Raw genomic sequence first — 15,961 nt, forward strand, 5'->3', positions numbered from 1 at the left:
ATGCACCGAGAGAAAACTCCAGCAGATAAATTAAAACAAATTGACCAAGATTTCGGTTGGATAGACCGAATATCTTGGTTAATGGATAATCAGTTTAAAATTGGAGGTTTTCGGTTTGGCCTAGATCCGCTGTTAAATCTTATTCCCCTAGGCGGTGCGATAGCAGGCTTTGGTACATCTTTAATCCTTGTACTTGCCATGTGGCGTAACGGCGCCAGCCCCAAGCTCGTTATACGGATGCTTTTAAACATCTCGCTGGATGCGATTCTTGGTAGCATTCCACTTCTCGGAAACTTGCTCGATTTTTTTAGCAAGGCCAACGAAAAGAACATCAAATTACTCAGACAACACTATTACGAAGGAAAACATACCGGATCGGGCATTGGAATCATCATCAGTATACTAATTGTTTTTTTGCTCCTCATCTCGGTTACATTATATCTTATTTGGACCTTTTTTTCTTGGGCTTTCTCACTTCTTAATGGCGGCTAGAAACTGCTATTCTTAACACATTCCAGCAAAAACGGATTCCTTTCTGGGGAAACAATTGCATATATCCAATATCTATTTAATAATTTTGATGTCGATAGTCATCTCGTATGCTGTCAAAAACTTAATCCCGATTTTAAAATGAGTAAAAAAAGAATATTTGCACTGATTCTAATCGCCGTCATGTTGACCGCTATTTTGACTAACCCAAGCAAAGAAGAACACGAAAAGATTGTACGGGCTAAAGCTGAACAGCTGTTGAAAAGCCAGCTTCACGCAAAAGATCAGCAGTTCTTCGGATTGGGGATGCAGCTCTTTGGTAATGATATTGTCGATAAATTCATTCAAACCTCAGTCGTGGTAGACAACTACTATTTATTTTCCTTGACAAAAATCAAATGGCAAGGTACCGAACAGATCATCGGTGGAGGAGCTTTCAAATATATTTGGCTGAGTCCAAAAATTGATGAAAAAGCAGACGAAATTATTGCAGCGCTCAAAAAGATCTAATATGCCTTTAGAAATACTTTACGAAGACGAATCCATCGTTGCCATCAATAAACCGCATGGACTATTGGTACACCGGTCTTCTATCGCGCGCGATGCCTCAGAATTTGCGCTACAGCTACTTCGGGATCAGTTAGGGAAAACAGTTTATCCTGCACATCGTTTGGACAGGAAGACCGGGGGCATACTGCTATTTTCCCTCAATAAGGAGACTGACCAATATTTACAAAAAAGTTTTCAGGAGCGTAAGGTAGACAAAAAATACCTCGCCGTCCTGAGGGGCTTCGCGCCAGCAGAAGGTCTGATTGATTATCCCTTGAAAAGAGACGATGGTACAACTCAGGAAGCACAGACATCTTTTCGTTTGCTTGCTCAAAGTGAGCTGTCCGTTCCTTGGGGAAAATTTCCGACATCGCGATATAGTCTCGTTGAGGCCAATCCCATTACGGGACGTATGCATCAGTTGCGTCGCCATTTTGCGCATATCTTCCATCCTATTATTGGCGATCGTCCGCATGGATGCAATAAGCAAAACAAGTTTTGGAAAGATACGTACCAAATGGATACCATGCTGTTGCATGCCTCGGAGCTGACCTTTAGACATCCTTTATCGGGCGAAGACGTTCATATCAAAGCGCCCCTACAACCCGATTTCATCAGGGTATTGGAAATATTAAACCTCAATGACAGATGCTAAAGCTAATTTTAGAAGCCTTTATCCGTATATCTAGCATTACCGCAGCTTCTGGGATTGTCTAGATGATCACCGACCGTCTATTCCCTTAAAGTCAACAATTAAATCGATTGTTCTAAAATAGATTCACAGTGAGGAATCACGTATATTTTATTAAATTTGCAGCTGACTAAAACTTAATTTTTATGTTAAAAAATACTGCCCTTTCGGAGACGCACATTGCTTTAGGAGCAAAAATGGTTCCCTTTGCAGGCTTCAACATGCCGGTACAATATACGGGCATTAATGATGAGCACGAAACAGTTCGTACAGGTGTAGGAGTTTTTGATGTAAGCCATATGGGTGAATTCATCCTAAAAGGTGAAAAAGCCCTGGACCTACTTCAAAAAATCTCTTCCAATGATGTGTCAAAATTATACGATGGCAAAGTTCAATATGCTTATATCCCAAATGAAACTGGCGGTGTAGTTGATGACTTCCTAACTTACCGTATAGACGATAAAACGTATTTTTTGGTTGTAAACGCATCGAATATTGAAAAAGATTGGAACTGGATATCAAAGTATAATACGGATGGTGTAGAGATGAAAAATATCTCAGATCAAACTTCCTTATTTGCTGTTCAAGGCCCTAAGGCTGCTGATGCACTTCAATCGCTTACGGATATCGAATTAGCTCCCATGGAATATTACACTTTTGCAAAAGGTACATTTGCGGGTGTAGAGAATGTTTTGGTCTCTGCAACAGGATATACTGGCGCTGGTGGTTTTGAAATCTATGTGGCCAATGAAGATGCTCAGAAAGTTTGGGACGCTATTTTTGAGGCGGGTAAGCCTTATGGAATCAAACCAATTGGTTTGGGTGCCCGCGATACCCTACGCTTAGAAATGGGCTTCTGTCTATATGGAAATGATATCGATGATAATACATCGCCCTTAGAAGGTGGCTTGGGGTGGGTAACGAAGTTTACAAAAGACTTTGTGAACGCTAAAGCACTCAAAGCGGAGAAAGAGGCTGGTTTGAAGAAAAAGCTTGTTGGTTTCGAAATGATTGATAGGGGTATTCCACGTCATGATTACGAAATTGTCGATGCCGAAGGAAATGTAATTGGACGTGTGACTTCGGGAACGCAATCACCAACATTAAAAAAATCAATTGGATTGGGTTATGTGGATACAGCTTTTTCAAAAGATGGTAGTGAAATCTTCATTCTGATCCGTAATCAAAAAATCAAAGCAAAAGTAACAAAACCACCATTTGTGAAGTAAAAAAAAGAAGCCTGCTTGACGCAGGCTTCTTTTTTTTACTTTTTCTTTTGCTTTGTAGCCGGCTGTTGTTTACCGCTCTCCTTTTGTTGAATAAGCGACCGAACTCTTTTGCTCAAAACCACACGCAGATAGATCAATACGACCAAAAAGGCGATAGACAATCCTGTTACCAGCATGTTGCCGGCCTTATACCCTTCAAAACCACTGTAGATTAAAAATACAATGGCTAAACTTAAAACTATATTTAGAAAAAAATACTTTAACATATTATTTTTTTATTACTCCTAATACCCGTTCTCTCCATCCACCAAAGAAATAGAATGCCCCACCAACAACATTCAATAAAACAATCGTCAAAGCCATAACCATCCTTTCAGTATTGGAGATCGTTCTTGAAAGCATGATTTCCCGTAGAACCAAAATTACCCATAACAGCGATAATAAGATCGAAAGGCTCCCTAGCATAGGGAAAATACCAAGGTTAACTATTCGCGCCAACATAGCGACGATATAAAAAGCAAGACTAAACAGGAAAGCTTGTTTAGTCTGATGCTCTAAATTCTTCATCTTAATAAACGTCTAATTCGGGATCGATCTCCTCTTTCCAAGCCAGTATACCGCCTTTTAGATTTGCCAGGTTGTCAAACCCCTGTTGTTCCAATAACATGATTGCCTGCGCAGAACGTTTTCCTGAACGGCATTGTACGATAACTGGCTTATCCTTTGCGATCTTATCCGCCTCGATCAATATGCCCGAAAGGGGTATATTCAATCCATTGAGATTTGATACTTCATATTCAAACGGTTCGCGAACATCAATCAATTGAAAATCCTCGTTGTTATCGATTTTATTCTTTAATTCTTCTACAGATACTTCTTTCATTTTCAAACAATTTAATAGTCAAATATACTACATTTTTTCCGCCCTCTGTCCACTTATAGAATTTTCCTTATCTTCATGCAGATATTACTAAGCTTTATATGAATTCAATACCTAAAATTATTTTGTCCTTATCTTTGCTGGCAATTTCGGCAATTACCTATGGACAACAGGTTATTTCCAACCAGGAACGCCAAGATGTTAGCCGTATACTCACTACCTTGGCTGCTGACGATATGCGTGGTAGGTCTGCGCTCACCAAAGACATTGAAAAAGCAGCAGATTTTATTGCCGGCGAGATGAAAAGAATAGGTCTCACACCCTATGCGGAACAAAGCTATAGACAATCTTTTGAACTAGATAAAATCTCTCCAGTGAGCAAATCTGCAACGGTAAATAACCAGATTATTCCTGTAGATCATATTATTTCACTTGGCCACCAGATGGATTTGGAATGGGATAATAAAAGCGATATAACTATTGTGAAAATAAAATCGGGTGATGATTTTTCGAAAGTATTTAGAGAACATTCTTTGTCCAAAGAAAATACACTTGTATTGGTAGATCCCTCTTTTGAAAACTATTTTGTCCGTTTTGGTCAAATGCTTAACACTCCTAAATTTCTCGAAGATCCTACTGTACAGAAACCTTCAATTGTCTATCTCCTGACAAAGGAAATCCCGACAACCTATAAAATTCAAATTAAAAGGGCACATCAAAAATTTCCACTGTTCAACGTGGCGGGCATTATTCCTGGAAAAAGTAAGCCCAACGAATACGTCATCTTTTCGGGGCATTACGACCATATTGGTATTCTTCCGGCTGTTGGTCAAGATTCGATTGCCAATGGAGCAGATGATGATGCCTCTGGCGTGACAGCAATGCTGACCCTAGCAGATTATTACAAAAAGCAGAATAAGAATGAAAGAACTCTTATTTTCGTTGCCTTTACCGCAGAAGAACTGGGCATGTATGGCTCAAAATATTTTTCCAACCACATTGATGCCGATCAAGTAATGGCCATGATCAATATGGAAATGATTGGAAAAGATTCGAAATTCGGTCCTAATACAGTGTACATTACCGGATACGATCAGTCCAATCTGGGCGAATTGATGCAGGAGAATCTGAAAAATACGACCTTTAAATTCTACCCCGATCCTTATACTAAACAGAATCTGTTTTACCGAAGTGACAATGCAGTGCTAGCGGCCAAAGGGGTCCCGGCACATTCGTTCTCAACCTCCCAAATGGACAAGGATGAATACTATCACACCGTAAAAGATGAAGTATCTACGCTAAATGTTCAAAATATCATTTCCAGTATTGAGGCTATCGCGATAGGTGCCTCAGGAATTGTAGAAGGCAGGCAAACTCCTTCCCGAGTCGAAAAACTAAAGGATTAAGAAACAGCCGTCGCTTTGACTTCCTTTTGCATAACATAGTCGTTTAGTACATAGTCATAATAAGGAATATCGACAGTTTGAACCACTTTAAAGCCCTGCTTCAAATAAAAATGATAAGCAGGGTTATTCCTGTTGACATTCAGTTCAAGAATACCTCTGCCTTTTAAGACTGTTTTTTCTGAAGCGAAGTCTATCAGTGCTTTTCCGAACCCTTTACCCTGTACATCAGGCATCAAGTAGAGTTTTTCGATACGTACGCGATCTTCGAGCGTCCTCAACGCAATAAATCCTTGCCCAATACCATCTTCCTTCAATACATAAAAAAACTGACCATTGACCATACTTTCCGCAAGTGCTTCTACCGTATAATTTTTTTCCAGCATAAAGTCTATTTGATCTTGCGAAAGTACTTGACCATAAGTAAGCGGCCAAATGATAAAAGCCATATTGGAAATCCTTCTGATATCACTTTGCTCCGCCAGTTCGATTGTTATCATGTGATCTTCTCTCCTATTAAAATGTATTTTACATCGGAAAATTCAAGAGTAAATAAGCCATCATTTTCCATTTCGTATTCCTTATCGTTTATCTTAGTCAATCCCGTATACTTAATATCTTCGTCCTTATCAGCGCTAACTATCAAAATTCGCTCGCCTTCTGCCTTCCATTTGGTAAACCCTGTTGTCACAAAATAATAACGAAAGCCGTTGGAAAAAAGGACAATATTGATTTGCTCAAGATAGGCCCGATAATAGCCTAAATCCAACTGATCCGAAACGATATTTACCGCTTTATATTGATGTGCTATAAGGTATTCGATCGCAGCTTTTAGAAAAGCAACATCATAAGAAATCACCTTCAGGTTCTCCTGAGACGCATCAATGGCATTTTTTGTAAAAACAATATCGAACTTATACCCTCGTGCATCCAGTAAATCCATTGTTCTTTCTTCGATTACAATGGTTGGGCTCCATTCCAACAGCTGGCCCAGATCCTCTTCATCAATAAGGAAAAGATCTTCAATCAGTAATGCCGGTTCCTGATTTTCTCGGACAATATGGTGCGATGACATGGGATGAATTTAATATCCGAGCCGACGCAAGGTGATGTAAGCCATTAATCCCGTGCTAATCTCCAAGGAAGCCTCATCCACGTCAAATGTGGGCGTATGTACAGCAGAAGATATCCCTCGTGCCGCATTACCTGTACCCAAACGATAAAAACAAGCGTCGATTTCCTGCGAATAATACGAAAAATCTTCCGCCGCAGGCCACAGATCCAAGTCAACAACGTTTTCTTTTCCAAGATATTCCTCTGCAAAAGCACGCGCACTTTTAGTGAGTTCAGGCTCATTGATTAGAAAGGGATATCCTTTACGAACTTCAAATTCACAGGTCGCCCCCATGCTTTCGGCGATTCCAACAGCAATTTTCACCATTCTTTCGTGGGCTTCAGCCCGCCATTTCTCGTCAAATGTGCGAAATGTACCTTCCAAATAAACCTGATCGGGGATAATATTTGTAGCCCCATTAGCTATTATCTTTCCAAAAGATAATACCGTTGGTGTACGCGGGTCTGCAAAGCGACTGGCTACCTGTTGCAAAGCGGTAATAATCTGAGCTGTGATCACAATGGGATCGATATTCTGATGTGGGTGAGCTCCGTGTCCACCTCTTCCTTTTACAGTCATAAATAGTTCGTCGCATGAAGCCATATATTTACCTTCACGGAATCCAACTTTTCCCACTTCTATAAAAGGCATTACATGCTGTCCTATAATTGCCGATGGAGCAGGATCTTGTAACGCCCCTTCTTTTATCATTAAAGAGGCACCGCCTGGTAGGCGCTCCTCGCCGGGTTGGAAGATCAATTTGATGGTTCCTCCAAATTCAGCTTTTAGGCTATGCAATATTTTAGCTGTCCCCAAAAGAGAAGATGTATGTACATCATGGCCACAGGCATGCATTACTCCTGGGTTTTTGGATGCATATGAACGCCCCTCCACTTCTTGAATGGGTAAAGCATCCATATCTGCACGCAATGCAATTACTTCATTGGAAGATAGGTTACCCGTGATTAAAGCGACAATCCCCGTATCTGCTTTAGTCTCATAGGGAATTCCCAATTGATCCAGCTGCGATTTTACAAAGGCCGAGGTATTGTATTCTTCAAAGGAAAGTTCAGGATTCTGATGAAGATGTCTACGATTGGAAACCGTATCTTCAAAATATTGATGAGCTAGGGCCAGGACTTTTTCTTTCGTACTTGCCATAAAAGGTTGATTGATTTATTGATAGACAAAAACGTTCTCCGAAAATACAAAGACGTTGCTAAAATACTGACGTAATTCGCGCATGAAGGCGTTTGCCTCCGATCGACTTCTAAAATCGCCTACCTTGACGCGATAATTGGGTTCATCATAGGTGATATAAGTATCAATATCTTTATACATGTTTCGGAAACGTGTCTGCTCCGAAAACGCTTGATTCCTGCTCGATCCAGCAAATATCTGGACGCGGAAGCCTCTTACTTTGACCCGCGATGCCGCAGATCGGACAATGGGCTTAGAAGGCACTGCTGTCGCTTTGCTTTCGACAGGATTGATTCCCATAGCTGCCCTGAAATTTTGAAGCTGTGTAATCAACGTATCTTTGGTTACAATTACTCCACCTTTTTCCTGCGCGTTCACTTGAACAACAGAAAACAACACAAGTACATGTACGAAAATCAATCCTCTCTTCAGCATAGTTTAACCTTTCTTATCGATTAGTTATTTGCGCCGTGGCAATTTTTATATTTTTTTCCCGAACCACAAGGACATTCGTCATTGCGTCCAACCGTATTTTCATTGCGAACAGGTTCTTTTGGTCCATCGTTCACATCTTCTTCACTGACACCTGTAGGTGAAGTCAACTCCGCTTTTGTTTCAATAGTTTTCACTGGAGCCTGCTGTACCTGTCTCGCTTGCATTGAAGTCGGCTCTTGACCAGGAATCTCCCCTTTGAAAATAAAGCTTACCACATCTTTATTCATGGAAGCCAACATTGCTTTAAACAAATCAAATGCCTCCATTTTATAAATGATAATCGGATCTTTCTGTTCGTAAACAGCGTTCTGAACGGATTGTTTCAAATCATCCATTTCACGCAAGTGCTCTTTCCAAGCCTCGTCGATTAAGGCCAAAACAATCCCTTTTTCAAAAGACTTAAAAACTTCTTTACCGTTGCTTTCGATCGCTTTTTTCAAATTGGCCGAAACCTGAATGCCACGGATACCATCGGTAAATGGAATGACAACGTTTTCGACAATTTGACCTCTTTCTGCATATACATTATTCAGAACAGGCACTGTCAAAGCACCAACGGCTTCAATTTTATGATGATAAGCATCGAGTGCATGCTCGAAAAGACGTTCGGTCAAGGCTTCAATTTTACCTTGAGCAAATTCTTCTGCGGTAATTTCTGGTGTGATTGCAAAAATACGGATTACTTCAATTTGAAAATCTTCGTAGTTACCCTGCTCTTTCGCTTCAACAACAATTTCTTCAGCAACGTCAAAAATCATATTATTCAAATCCACATCTAAACGCTCTCCAAACAGGGCGTTTTTCCGTTTTGAATAGATGACGGTACGTTGTGAATTCATGACATCGTCATACTCCAATAGGCGTTTACGGATCCCGAAGTTATTCTCTTCCACTTTACGTTGCGCACGCTCGATGGATTTGGTCAACATACTATGTTGCATCACTTCGCCCTCTTCGACGCCCATTTTCACCATGATGTTAGAAATCCGCTCGGAAGCAAACAAACGCATCAAGTTGTCTTCAAGTGAAACAAAGAATTGCGATGAACCCGGATCTCCTTGACGACCCGCACGACCACGTAACTGACGGTCAACACGACGAGATTCGTGTCTTTCAGTACCGATAATCGCAAGACCACCAGCCTTTTTAACTTCCTCTGTTAATTTAATATCCGTACCACGACCAGCCATATTTGTAGCGATAGTCACCTGTCCAGGACGTCCTGCTTCAGCAACGATATCAGCTTCTTTTTGGTGTAACTTCGCATTCAAAACATTATGTTTGATCTTACGCAGTTGTAGCATACGACTTAACAACTCCGAAATCTCCACAGATGTCGTACCGACCAATACTGGACGTCCTGCATCTGTCAATCGTTGAATTTCTTCGGCTACTGCATTGTATTTTTCACGTGCTGTACGATAAATCAAATCTTGACGGTCATCGCGTTGAGCCACACGATTGGTTGGAATTTCTACTACATCAAGTTTGTAAATTTCCCAAAGCTCACCGGCCTCCGTTGATGCCGTACCAGTCATACCCGAAAGCTTGTGGTACATGCGGAAATAGTTTTGCAATGTAATCGTAGCGTAAGTTTGTGTAGCATCTTCTACTTTCACATTTTCCTTCGCTTCGATCGCCTGGTGCAAACCATCCGAGTAACGACGGCCATCCATAATACGGCCTGTTTGCTCGTCAACAATTTTCACTTTACCTTCATCAACGATATATTCAACATCATTTTCAAACAAAGTATAAGCTTTTAACAGCTGGTTGATCGAGTGAATACGTTCCGCTTTAATCGAATAATCGCGCAACATATCCTCTTTCTGAGCTGCCTTTTCTTCCAAAGTCAAAGAAGATTTTTCAATTTCAGCAATCTCAGTACCAACATCAGGTAAAATAAAGAATGAAGGATCCTCTCCAGTTGCTGTAATCAACTCGATACCTTTCTCTGTCAATTCTACTTGATTGTTCTTTTCGTCTATTACAAAATAAAGTTCTGCATCTACTTTAGGCATATTTTTATTTTGCTCCTGCATATAGTAGTTCTCTACTTTTTGTAAGATAGAACGGTTACCACCCTCACTTAAGAATTTGATTAAAGCTTTATTTTTAGGTAAACCTCTATAAGCTCTCAATAGGGCTAAACCGCCCCCTTCAACATCAGAATCACCGGCGGCCAATGCTTTTTTAGCATCATTCAAAACGGTATTGATATATGCTTTCTGAACATGGACCAAGCGCTCAATACGTGGTTTCAATTGGTAAAACTCATGTTGATCACCACGTGGAATTGGACCTGAGATAATCAAAGGTGTACGCGCATCGTCAATCAATACGGAGTCCACCTCATCGACCATAGCAAAGTGTAATTTTCCCTGTACCAATGCATCCGGAGTCTGAACCATATTATCACGTAGATAATCGAAACCGAACTCGTTATTTGTACCATATACGATATCCGATTGATAGGCCTTACGACGTTGTGGAGAATTTGGCTGATGTTTATCGATACAGTCAACCGATAAACCATGGAATTCAAATAATGGAGCATTCCATTCAGAGTCACGTCGAGCAAGGTAATCGTTCACCGTTACGATGTGCACGCCTTGACCAGAAAGAGCATTTAGATAAGTTGGTAATGTTCCTACCAAAGTTTTCCCCTCTCCCGTAGCCATCTCAGCGATTTTTCCGCTATGTAACACAATACCACCAATCAATTGGACATCGTAATGAACCATGTTCCAAGTGACTTCAGTACCAGCTGCCATCCATTTATTTTTCCAAATCGCTTTATCACCATTGATGATAACATTTGGTTTGTAAACAGCCAGTTCTCTATCAAAATCGTTGGCAGTAACTTCTAATTCTTCGTTTTCCGTCAAACGTCTGGAAGTTTCTTTAACCACGGCAAATGCCTCTGGCAAAATATCCTTCAATACCTCTTCCAACTTCTTATCACGGTCTTTGGACAGCTTGTCCACCTGCTCGTAAATAGAAGTTTTCTTTGCCATATCGTCCTCATCTTGTTCCGCTTCCTTCTTTAGCGAATCAATTTCTTGGTCAATATCTGCTAGGTAATTCTTAATTCTTTCTTTGAAATCAACGGTCTTGGCACGTAACTCGTCATTGGTTAGATTTGAAAGCTTCTCATATTCAGCTTTGATTTGGTCTACCACAGGCTGAATTCCCTTGATATCTCTCTCGGATTTACTTCCAAATAATTTACTTAAAAACTTTAACATAATTTTTTTTCTATCTCAACTTAAGATTTTGTACAATAATGACTCCAAAGTAAAATTGCAGACAATTTGACACTAATCGGGCAAATTTAGTTATTAGATATGATATCTAACAGCTTAGACCCATTTTTTTTACGTTATTTTTATTGAAAATGTCAGTTCCCTAAATCTAACAGTAGTCCAACATATATTTGTGTTCGTTTCGTGCTTTTTACATGCTTTTTTGAACACAATATACCTACCATTGGTAGCAGCTAACTTATGACAAAAATAATTTCTTCTCCGAATGCGGTATAAAACCGAGCTCCTGAGCCTTTTCAAACATTTTCGTAATAGCGTTACGTCCTTCAATATCTAACGCTACTGAATATTTATTGACATAAAGTTCGATATGCTTGTACATCACCTCTTCACTCATTTCCTGTGCATGCGCGCGAATAAACTCAAGACCAGACTTCGGGTTGGCAAATGCAAACTCCACACTTTCTTTCAAGATTGCATTCAATGTATCTTTTACTTCTTCCGGTAGACTACGTTTGACGACGATTCCGCCAAGAGGAATCGGAAATTTTGTCGTTTTCTCCCAATAGTCCCCGAGATCGACAACTTTATGCAATCCTCTTTCCGCATAGGTGAATCTATTTTCGTGAATAATCAATCCTAAATCAATAGAACCATCCAATAAGGCGCCTTCAATATCAGAAAAAACCAGTTCTACTTTATTTTTCAACTCGGGGAAAGCCAAGCTCAATAAAAAATTAGCCGTTGTATATTTTCCTGGATAGCCAACTTTCAATTGATCGAATGCTTCCATGCTTTCTGCCCGTTCCAATTTTTGTTGAAGTGATTTCGCCATCATTGGATCTTTCGTAATTAGCATCGGCCCCACACCAAAGCCCAGAGCACTCCCTGCATCGAGCAATTCATAGTCCTCAACAGCATAGGCAAAAGCATGATAACTTAGTTTGGTAATATCAAGCTCGCCTTGAAAAGCTTTTAAGTTTAAGGTCTCCACATCGTGATATTCCACTTCAAAATCCAATCCCTTAGTATCTATCTTATGATGAATCAATGCATCAAAAATAAATGTATCATTGGGGCATGGAGAAAATCCTAATGTTAATTTCATGTTGTACAAATTTTTCCCATCAATCCGATGAGTTTTACAGATTTAATCAAACCGTTATTTTATGCGTTATCAGATAGATAATCATCGCCAAGAAAGTACTTGCAATAATTCCCTTTCCAAGATGATCGCTTTCCGACCGATAAGCAAAACGTAATAGCACTAAATTTATCAGTACGGCTATGGTATAGATAGCCATAGGCTTCTCGGGTAAAAAGTGAAGTGCAAGATCCGTGAAACGTACCAATATATGAGCCAATACTGGAAATACAGCACCGATACCCAAACCTATCCAGAAATTATTTTTCACGTTTCCGACTGCTACTCTTTTCTTCAAGATGGTCAAAACTCCACGAATTCAATTCAGGAATGGCATGATGCGCCGTCATATCAAACTGTGTAGGAACAACAGATACATAGCCATTGGCTAAAGCAAAACAATCGGTATCTTCTCCCCTGTCCTGCAACACAAATTTACCCGTTGTCCAGTAATAATCGCGATTATGTGGATCAATACGTTCATCAAACTCCTCGACCCAATGCCCTCCAGCCTGCCTACAAATTTTAATACCTTTAAAACTTGAAGTTTGTGGAAAATTGACATTCAACAGGGTATTTTTAGGAAGGCCGTTTGCCAGTACCTGTTCAGTAATAGATATCACATAAGGCCTACAAGGGCTAAAATCAGCATCACGGGAAAAATTATCCAGCGAGAAGCCAATGGAAGGAATCCCTTCGATCGCTCCTTCTACCGCAGCAGACATGGTGCCGGAATATAAAACATTAATGGAATTATTGAGACCATGATTAATGCCCGATACACAGATATCCGGCTTTTGACCTTTGAAAACTTTATTGACAGCCAGCTTAACACAATCTACCGGCGTCCCTGAACACTGATACATTTCAACCCCTTCATATAAATTGATTTTATCTAAACGTAACGGCCTGCCAAGTGTGATGGCGTGCCCCATACCAGATTGTGCAGAATCTGGAGCAACGACGACAACATTTCCTATTTTCTGCATTTCCTCCAACAACACCTTGATACCTGGGGCTGTGATACCATCGTCATTAACAACTAAAATATTGGGCTTCATATGTAAATTATTTTTATTCTTCTGTTCATAGCGCATATCGACATTATTCCGATAGTTCTTCTTTCCCATTTACGAAGTTAGTAAATCTGAAACCGAGATGTAAATAATATTCATACAACCATCAATTATTCTTTTTAACTATACGATTACGACCAACATCCTATCAAATTAACACCAAATTCGACATTAACACCCCTATGACATCCACGTTACAGGGTTTTAGCAGGGTTTTAGCAGGGGTTTAACAGGGGTATACCCCTGTTAAACCCCTGTAATCCCCCTGTTATTTCCTTGTTAGTATAGGAATTGGTATTAAGTTGCTAGACAGACATCCGGTAGTTAAATAGGAGCATGCTGAGCAAAATTGAAACCTAACGGTGCTACGACATCGTTTGCGTAACATTGTATCGTTATTGATAAATATTAGCCTTAAATTTAGCATTCAAACAAAGAAAATAATTCAGTTATGAGCGTTAATTTTGAATCCCGCTATGCAATAGGGCCCAAAGAATACAAAACTTTAGACACACAAGGATTAAGAGAAAATTTTCTAATTGAAAAAGTTTTTGAAGCAGATAAAATTAATTTTGTCTATACCCACTATGACCGCTATATGGCTGGGGGGGCGATGCCTGTCAGTTCAAAAATCAAATTAGAGACCATCTCGGCATTATTAAAAGAACCTTACTTCCTTTCGAGAAGAGAATTGGGCATTATCAATGTCGGAGGAAACGGCCAGGTCGAAGTTGACGGCGTTACCTACGATCTGAATACCAAAGAAGCGCTCTATGTTGGTCAGGGAGCTCAGGAAGTATATTTTTCAAGCAAAGATGCGGCGCAGCCCGCAAAGTTCTATTTAAACTCGACACCTGCACATTGCAGTTACCCCACTAAAAAAGTAACGAAAGAAGATGCAAATAAAATAGAATTGGGATCATTAGAAACATCCAACCACCGTACAATTAATCAGATGTTATTAAACAAAGTGGTACAAACTTGTCAGTTGCAGATGGGGATGACCGAGTTGAAGCCTGGGTCCGTATGGAATACCATGCCATCGCATACACATGATCGTCGTATGGAAGTTTATTTCTATTTTGAATTACCCGAAGGACAAGCTGTATCGCATTTCATGGGGCCTATTGATGAAACAAGACATATTTGGATGCAAAACGATCAAGCTGTCATTTCACCGCCATGGTCTATTCACTCAGGAGCGGGCACTTCAAATTACACCTTCATATGGGGCATGGCCGGCGAAAATCTAGATTATGATGATATGGACAAATGTGCTATTACAGAATTGAAGTGATATGAAAAAATTATTCGTATTAAGTTTAGCGCTTGGGCTTTCAACGGTTGCCTTATCGCAGAATAACAAAACAATTACTGTAAGCAACCCCAGTGCTAGCACTAGAACGGAGCTGATCAGTATTCCCTATGCAACCTTCGAAAAACATTTCGATCTAAAAGGTGGTGTGTTTACAATTGTCGATAAGGATCAAAAAGAATTCGCTTATCAGCTTGAAAAATTAGGAAAGACCACTGTACAAAACGTCTTGATCCAGGTGGTCATCGCACCCAAAAGTTCCTTGACATTTGGCGTGAATGGCAGAAAGCCCACAGCATTCGCCTCCAAAACCTACGCGAGATATATCCCCGAGCGGAAGGATGATTTTGCTTGGGAAAATGACATTGCAGCATTCAGAGCCTATGGAAAGGCACTAGAGGGTACCTCCGAAGATGCACAAGGTTTTGACTTTTGGGCAAAACGGACCAATGATCTTGTTATTGATGAATGGTATAAAACCGGCGATTATCATGCTGATCACGGAAAAGGCCTAGACTATTATTCCGTCGGACAAACTTTAGGGGTTGGCGACGCAACGCCATTCTTTGGCGAAGAGGTCGTGTACCATAAACATTATCGCCAGTACGAGGTATTAGATAATGGTCCATTACGCACTACATTCAAACTTATTCATGAGCCTGAGCGTGTAAAAGGCCAGCAATTACAAGTTGAAAAAACGATTTCTTTAGATGCTGGCAGCCAGTTGAATAAAATAAGCTATTCGGTCAAAAACACAACGTCGGGTTCGACTCCAGTTGTTTTGGGAATCGCTAAAAGAAAAGAGGAAAAACCTCAGGTTTTAAACGATGAAAAAAATGGCATTTTAGCCTATTGGGAACCTGCCGAAGGAGACAAGATTACAGGCACTGCAGTTATTCTTCCAGGTGTAAAGTATGTTTTTAAGGATAGCCCAAAACAATTTTTACTAGCGACAACGGTCAAAAACAATAAACCTCTTATTTATTTTGCAGGTGCTGCCTTCAACAAAGCTGGTAAAATAACAAGTTTTGACCAGTGGCAGTCCTATGTCAAAACATTCAGAAATAATTTAGATCAACCCTTAACAATAAAATATTCAAAATAATGTCC

The 15,961-nt window shown here is 40.1% G+C and carries 18 protein-coding genes; 7 read left to right on the top strand and 11 right to left on the bottom strand.

Annotated features, from left to right (window positions below):
* From B3139_RS04385 to gcvT, 4 genes are all read left to right on the top strand, one after another.
* Entirely contained in the window at positions 1 to 492 is a 492-nt protein-coding gene (locus tag B3139_RS04385; RefSeq protein ID WP_209577019.1) for a DUF4112 domain-containing protein, read from the top strand.
* Between the two features lie 138 nt (positions 493 to 630).
* A complete protein-coding gene (locus B3139_RS04390) occupies positions 631 to 999 on the top strand; it encodes a DUF4359 domain-containing protein (protein WP_209577017.1) in 369 nt (122 codons plus the stop codon).
* A gap of 1 nt (position 1,000) precedes the next feature.
* The gene (locus B3139_RS04395; RefSeq protein WP_293880188.1) at positions 1,001 to 1,693 is read left to right on the top strand and encodes a pseudouridine synthase; all 693 of its coding nucleotides are present in this window, start codon (positions 1,001 to 1,003) and stop codon (positions 1,691 to 1,693) included.
* 182 nt (positions 1,694 to 1,875) lie between these two features.
* Positions 1,876 to 2,958, top strand: coding sequence for a glycine cleavage system aminomethyltransferase GcvT (gene gcvT / locus B3139_RS04400; RefSeq protein ID WP_293880190.1), 1,083 nt, complete (start codon positions 1,876 to 1,878; stop codon positions 2,956 to 2,958).
* Between the two features lie 35 nt (positions 2,959 to 2,993).
* Here gcvT and B3139_RS04405 read toward each other — a convergent pair whose 3' ends face one another.
* From B3139_RS04405 to B3139_RS04415, 3 genes are read right to left on the bottom strand one after another with little or no spacing between them, the layout of a single operon-like run.
* Positions 2,994 to 3,224 (bottom strand): DUF6358 family protein, encoded by a 231-nt coding sequence (locus tag B3139_RS04405; RefSeq protein WP_293880192.1) that lies wholly within the window; start codon positions 3,222 to 3,224, stop codon positions 2,994 to 2,996.
* A gap of 1 nt (position 3,225) precedes the next feature.
* Positions 3,226 to 3,525, bottom strand: coding sequence for a hypothetical protein (locus B3139_RS04410; RefSeq protein ID WP_293880194.1), 300 nt, complete (start codon positions 3,523 to 3,525; stop codon positions 3,226 to 3,228).
* A 1-nt stretch (position 3,526) separates the two neighbouring features.
* Positions 3,527 to 3,841 carry a rhodanese-like domain-containing protein gene (locus tag B3139_RS04415; protein WP_209577005.1) on the bottom strand — a complete coding sequence of 105 codons (315 nt, stop codon included), beginning with the start codon at positions 3,839 to 3,841 and terminating at the stop codon, positions 3,527 to 3,529.
* Positions 3,842 to 3,939: 98 nt separating this feature from the next.
* Between B3139_RS04415 and B3139_RS04420 the strand changes: the two genes are divergently transcribed.
* Complete coding sequence (locus B3139_RS04420; RefSeq protein WP_293880199.1) at positions 3,940 to 5,244, top strand: M20/M25/M40 family metallo-hydrolase; 1,305 nt, start codon at positions 3,940 to 3,942, stop codon at positions 5,242 to 5,244.
* Here the strand turns inward: B3139_RS04420 and B3139_RS04425 are convergent.
* From B3139_RS04425 to surE, 8 genes are all read right to left on the bottom strand, one after another.
* Complete coding sequence (locus B3139_RS04425; protein ID WP_293880201.1) at positions 5,241 to 5,741, bottom strand: GNAT family N-acetyltransferase; 501 nt, start codon at positions 5,739 to 5,741, stop codon at positions 5,241 to 5,243. The genes B3139_RS04420 and B3139_RS04425 overlap by 4 nt on opposite strands.
* Positions 5,738 to 6,316: a hypothetical protein gene (locus B3139_RS04430; RefSeq protein ID WP_293880203.1), complete on the bottom strand. Its 579-nt coding sequence runs from the start codon at positions 6,314 to 6,316 to the stop codon at positions 5,738 to 5,740. Before B3139_RS04430 ends, B3139_RS04425 begins: the two co-directional genes overlap by 4 nt.
* 9 nt (positions 6,317 to 6,325) lie before the next feature.
* The gene (locus B3139_RS04435; protein ID WP_293880205.1) at positions 6,326 to 7,516 is read right to left on the bottom strand and encodes a M20 metallopeptidase family protein; all 1,191 of its coding nucleotides are present in this window, start codon (positions 7,514 to 7,516) and stop codon (positions 6,326 to 6,328) included.
* A 15-nt stretch (positions 7,517 to 7,531) separates the two neighbouring features.
* Entirely contained in the window at positions 7,532 to 7,990 is a 459-nt protein-coding gene (locus B3139_RS04440) for an SPOR domain-containing protein (RefSeq protein ID WP_293880207.1), read from the bottom strand.
* 20 nt (positions 7,991 to 8,010) lie between these two features.
* Positions 8,011 to 11,298 carry a preprotein translocase subunit SecA gene (gene secA / locus B3139_RS04445; RefSeq protein WP_293880209.1) on the bottom strand — a complete coding sequence of 1,096 codons (3,288 nt, stop codon included), beginning with the start codon at positions 11,296 to 11,298 and terminating at the stop codon, positions 8,011 to 8,013.
* 256 nt (positions 11,299 to 11,554) lie between these two features.
* A complete protein-coding gene (locus tag B3139_RS04450) occupies positions 11,555 to 12,424 on the bottom strand; it encodes a menaquinone biosynthesis family protein (protein ID WP_293880211.1) in 870 nt (289 codons plus the stop codon).
* Positions 12,425 to 12,470: 46 nt separating this feature from the next.
* Positions 12,471 to 12,731 carry a hypothetical protein gene (locus B3139_RS04455; RefSeq protein ID WP_293880213.1) on the bottom strand — a complete coding sequence of 87 codons (261 nt, stop codon included), beginning with the start codon at positions 12,729 to 12,731 and terminating at the stop codon, positions 12,471 to 12,473.
* On the bottom strand, positions 12,721 to 13,521 hold the full coding sequence (surE, locus tag B3139_RS04460) for a 5'/3'-nucleotidase SurE (protein WP_293880363.1): 801 nt from the start codon (positions 13,519 to 13,521) through the stop codon (positions 12,721 to 12,723). Before surE ends, B3139_RS04455 begins: the two co-directional genes overlap by 11 nt.
* A gap of 466 nt (positions 13,522 to 13,987) precedes the next feature.
* Here surE and kduI point away from each other — a divergent pair, with 466 nt between their 5' ends.
* Together kduI and B3139_RS04470 are read left to right on the top strand one after the other, a co-directional pair.
* Positions 13,988 to 14,833, top strand: a complete 846-nt coding sequence (kduI, locus tag B3139_RS04465) for a 5-dehydro-4-deoxy-D-glucuronate isomerase (RefSeq protein ID WP_293880215.1) — start codon at positions 13,988 to 13,990, stop codon at positions 14,831 to 14,833.
* Between the two features lies 1 nt (position 14,834).
* The gene (locus B3139_RS04470; protein ID WP_293880217.1) at positions 14,835 to 15,956 is read left to right on the top strand and encodes a DUF4861 family protein; all 1,122 of its coding nucleotides are present in this window, start codon (positions 14,835 to 14,837) and stop codon (positions 15,954 to 15,956) included.
* Positions 15,957 to 15,961 lie beyond the last annotated feature (5 nt).

It is taken from the genome of Sphingobacterium sp. UBA1498, assembly GCF_002325125.1.
Taxonomy (GTDB): Bacteria; Bacteroidota; Bacteroidia; order Sphingobacteriales; family Sphingobacteriaceae; genus Sphingobacterium.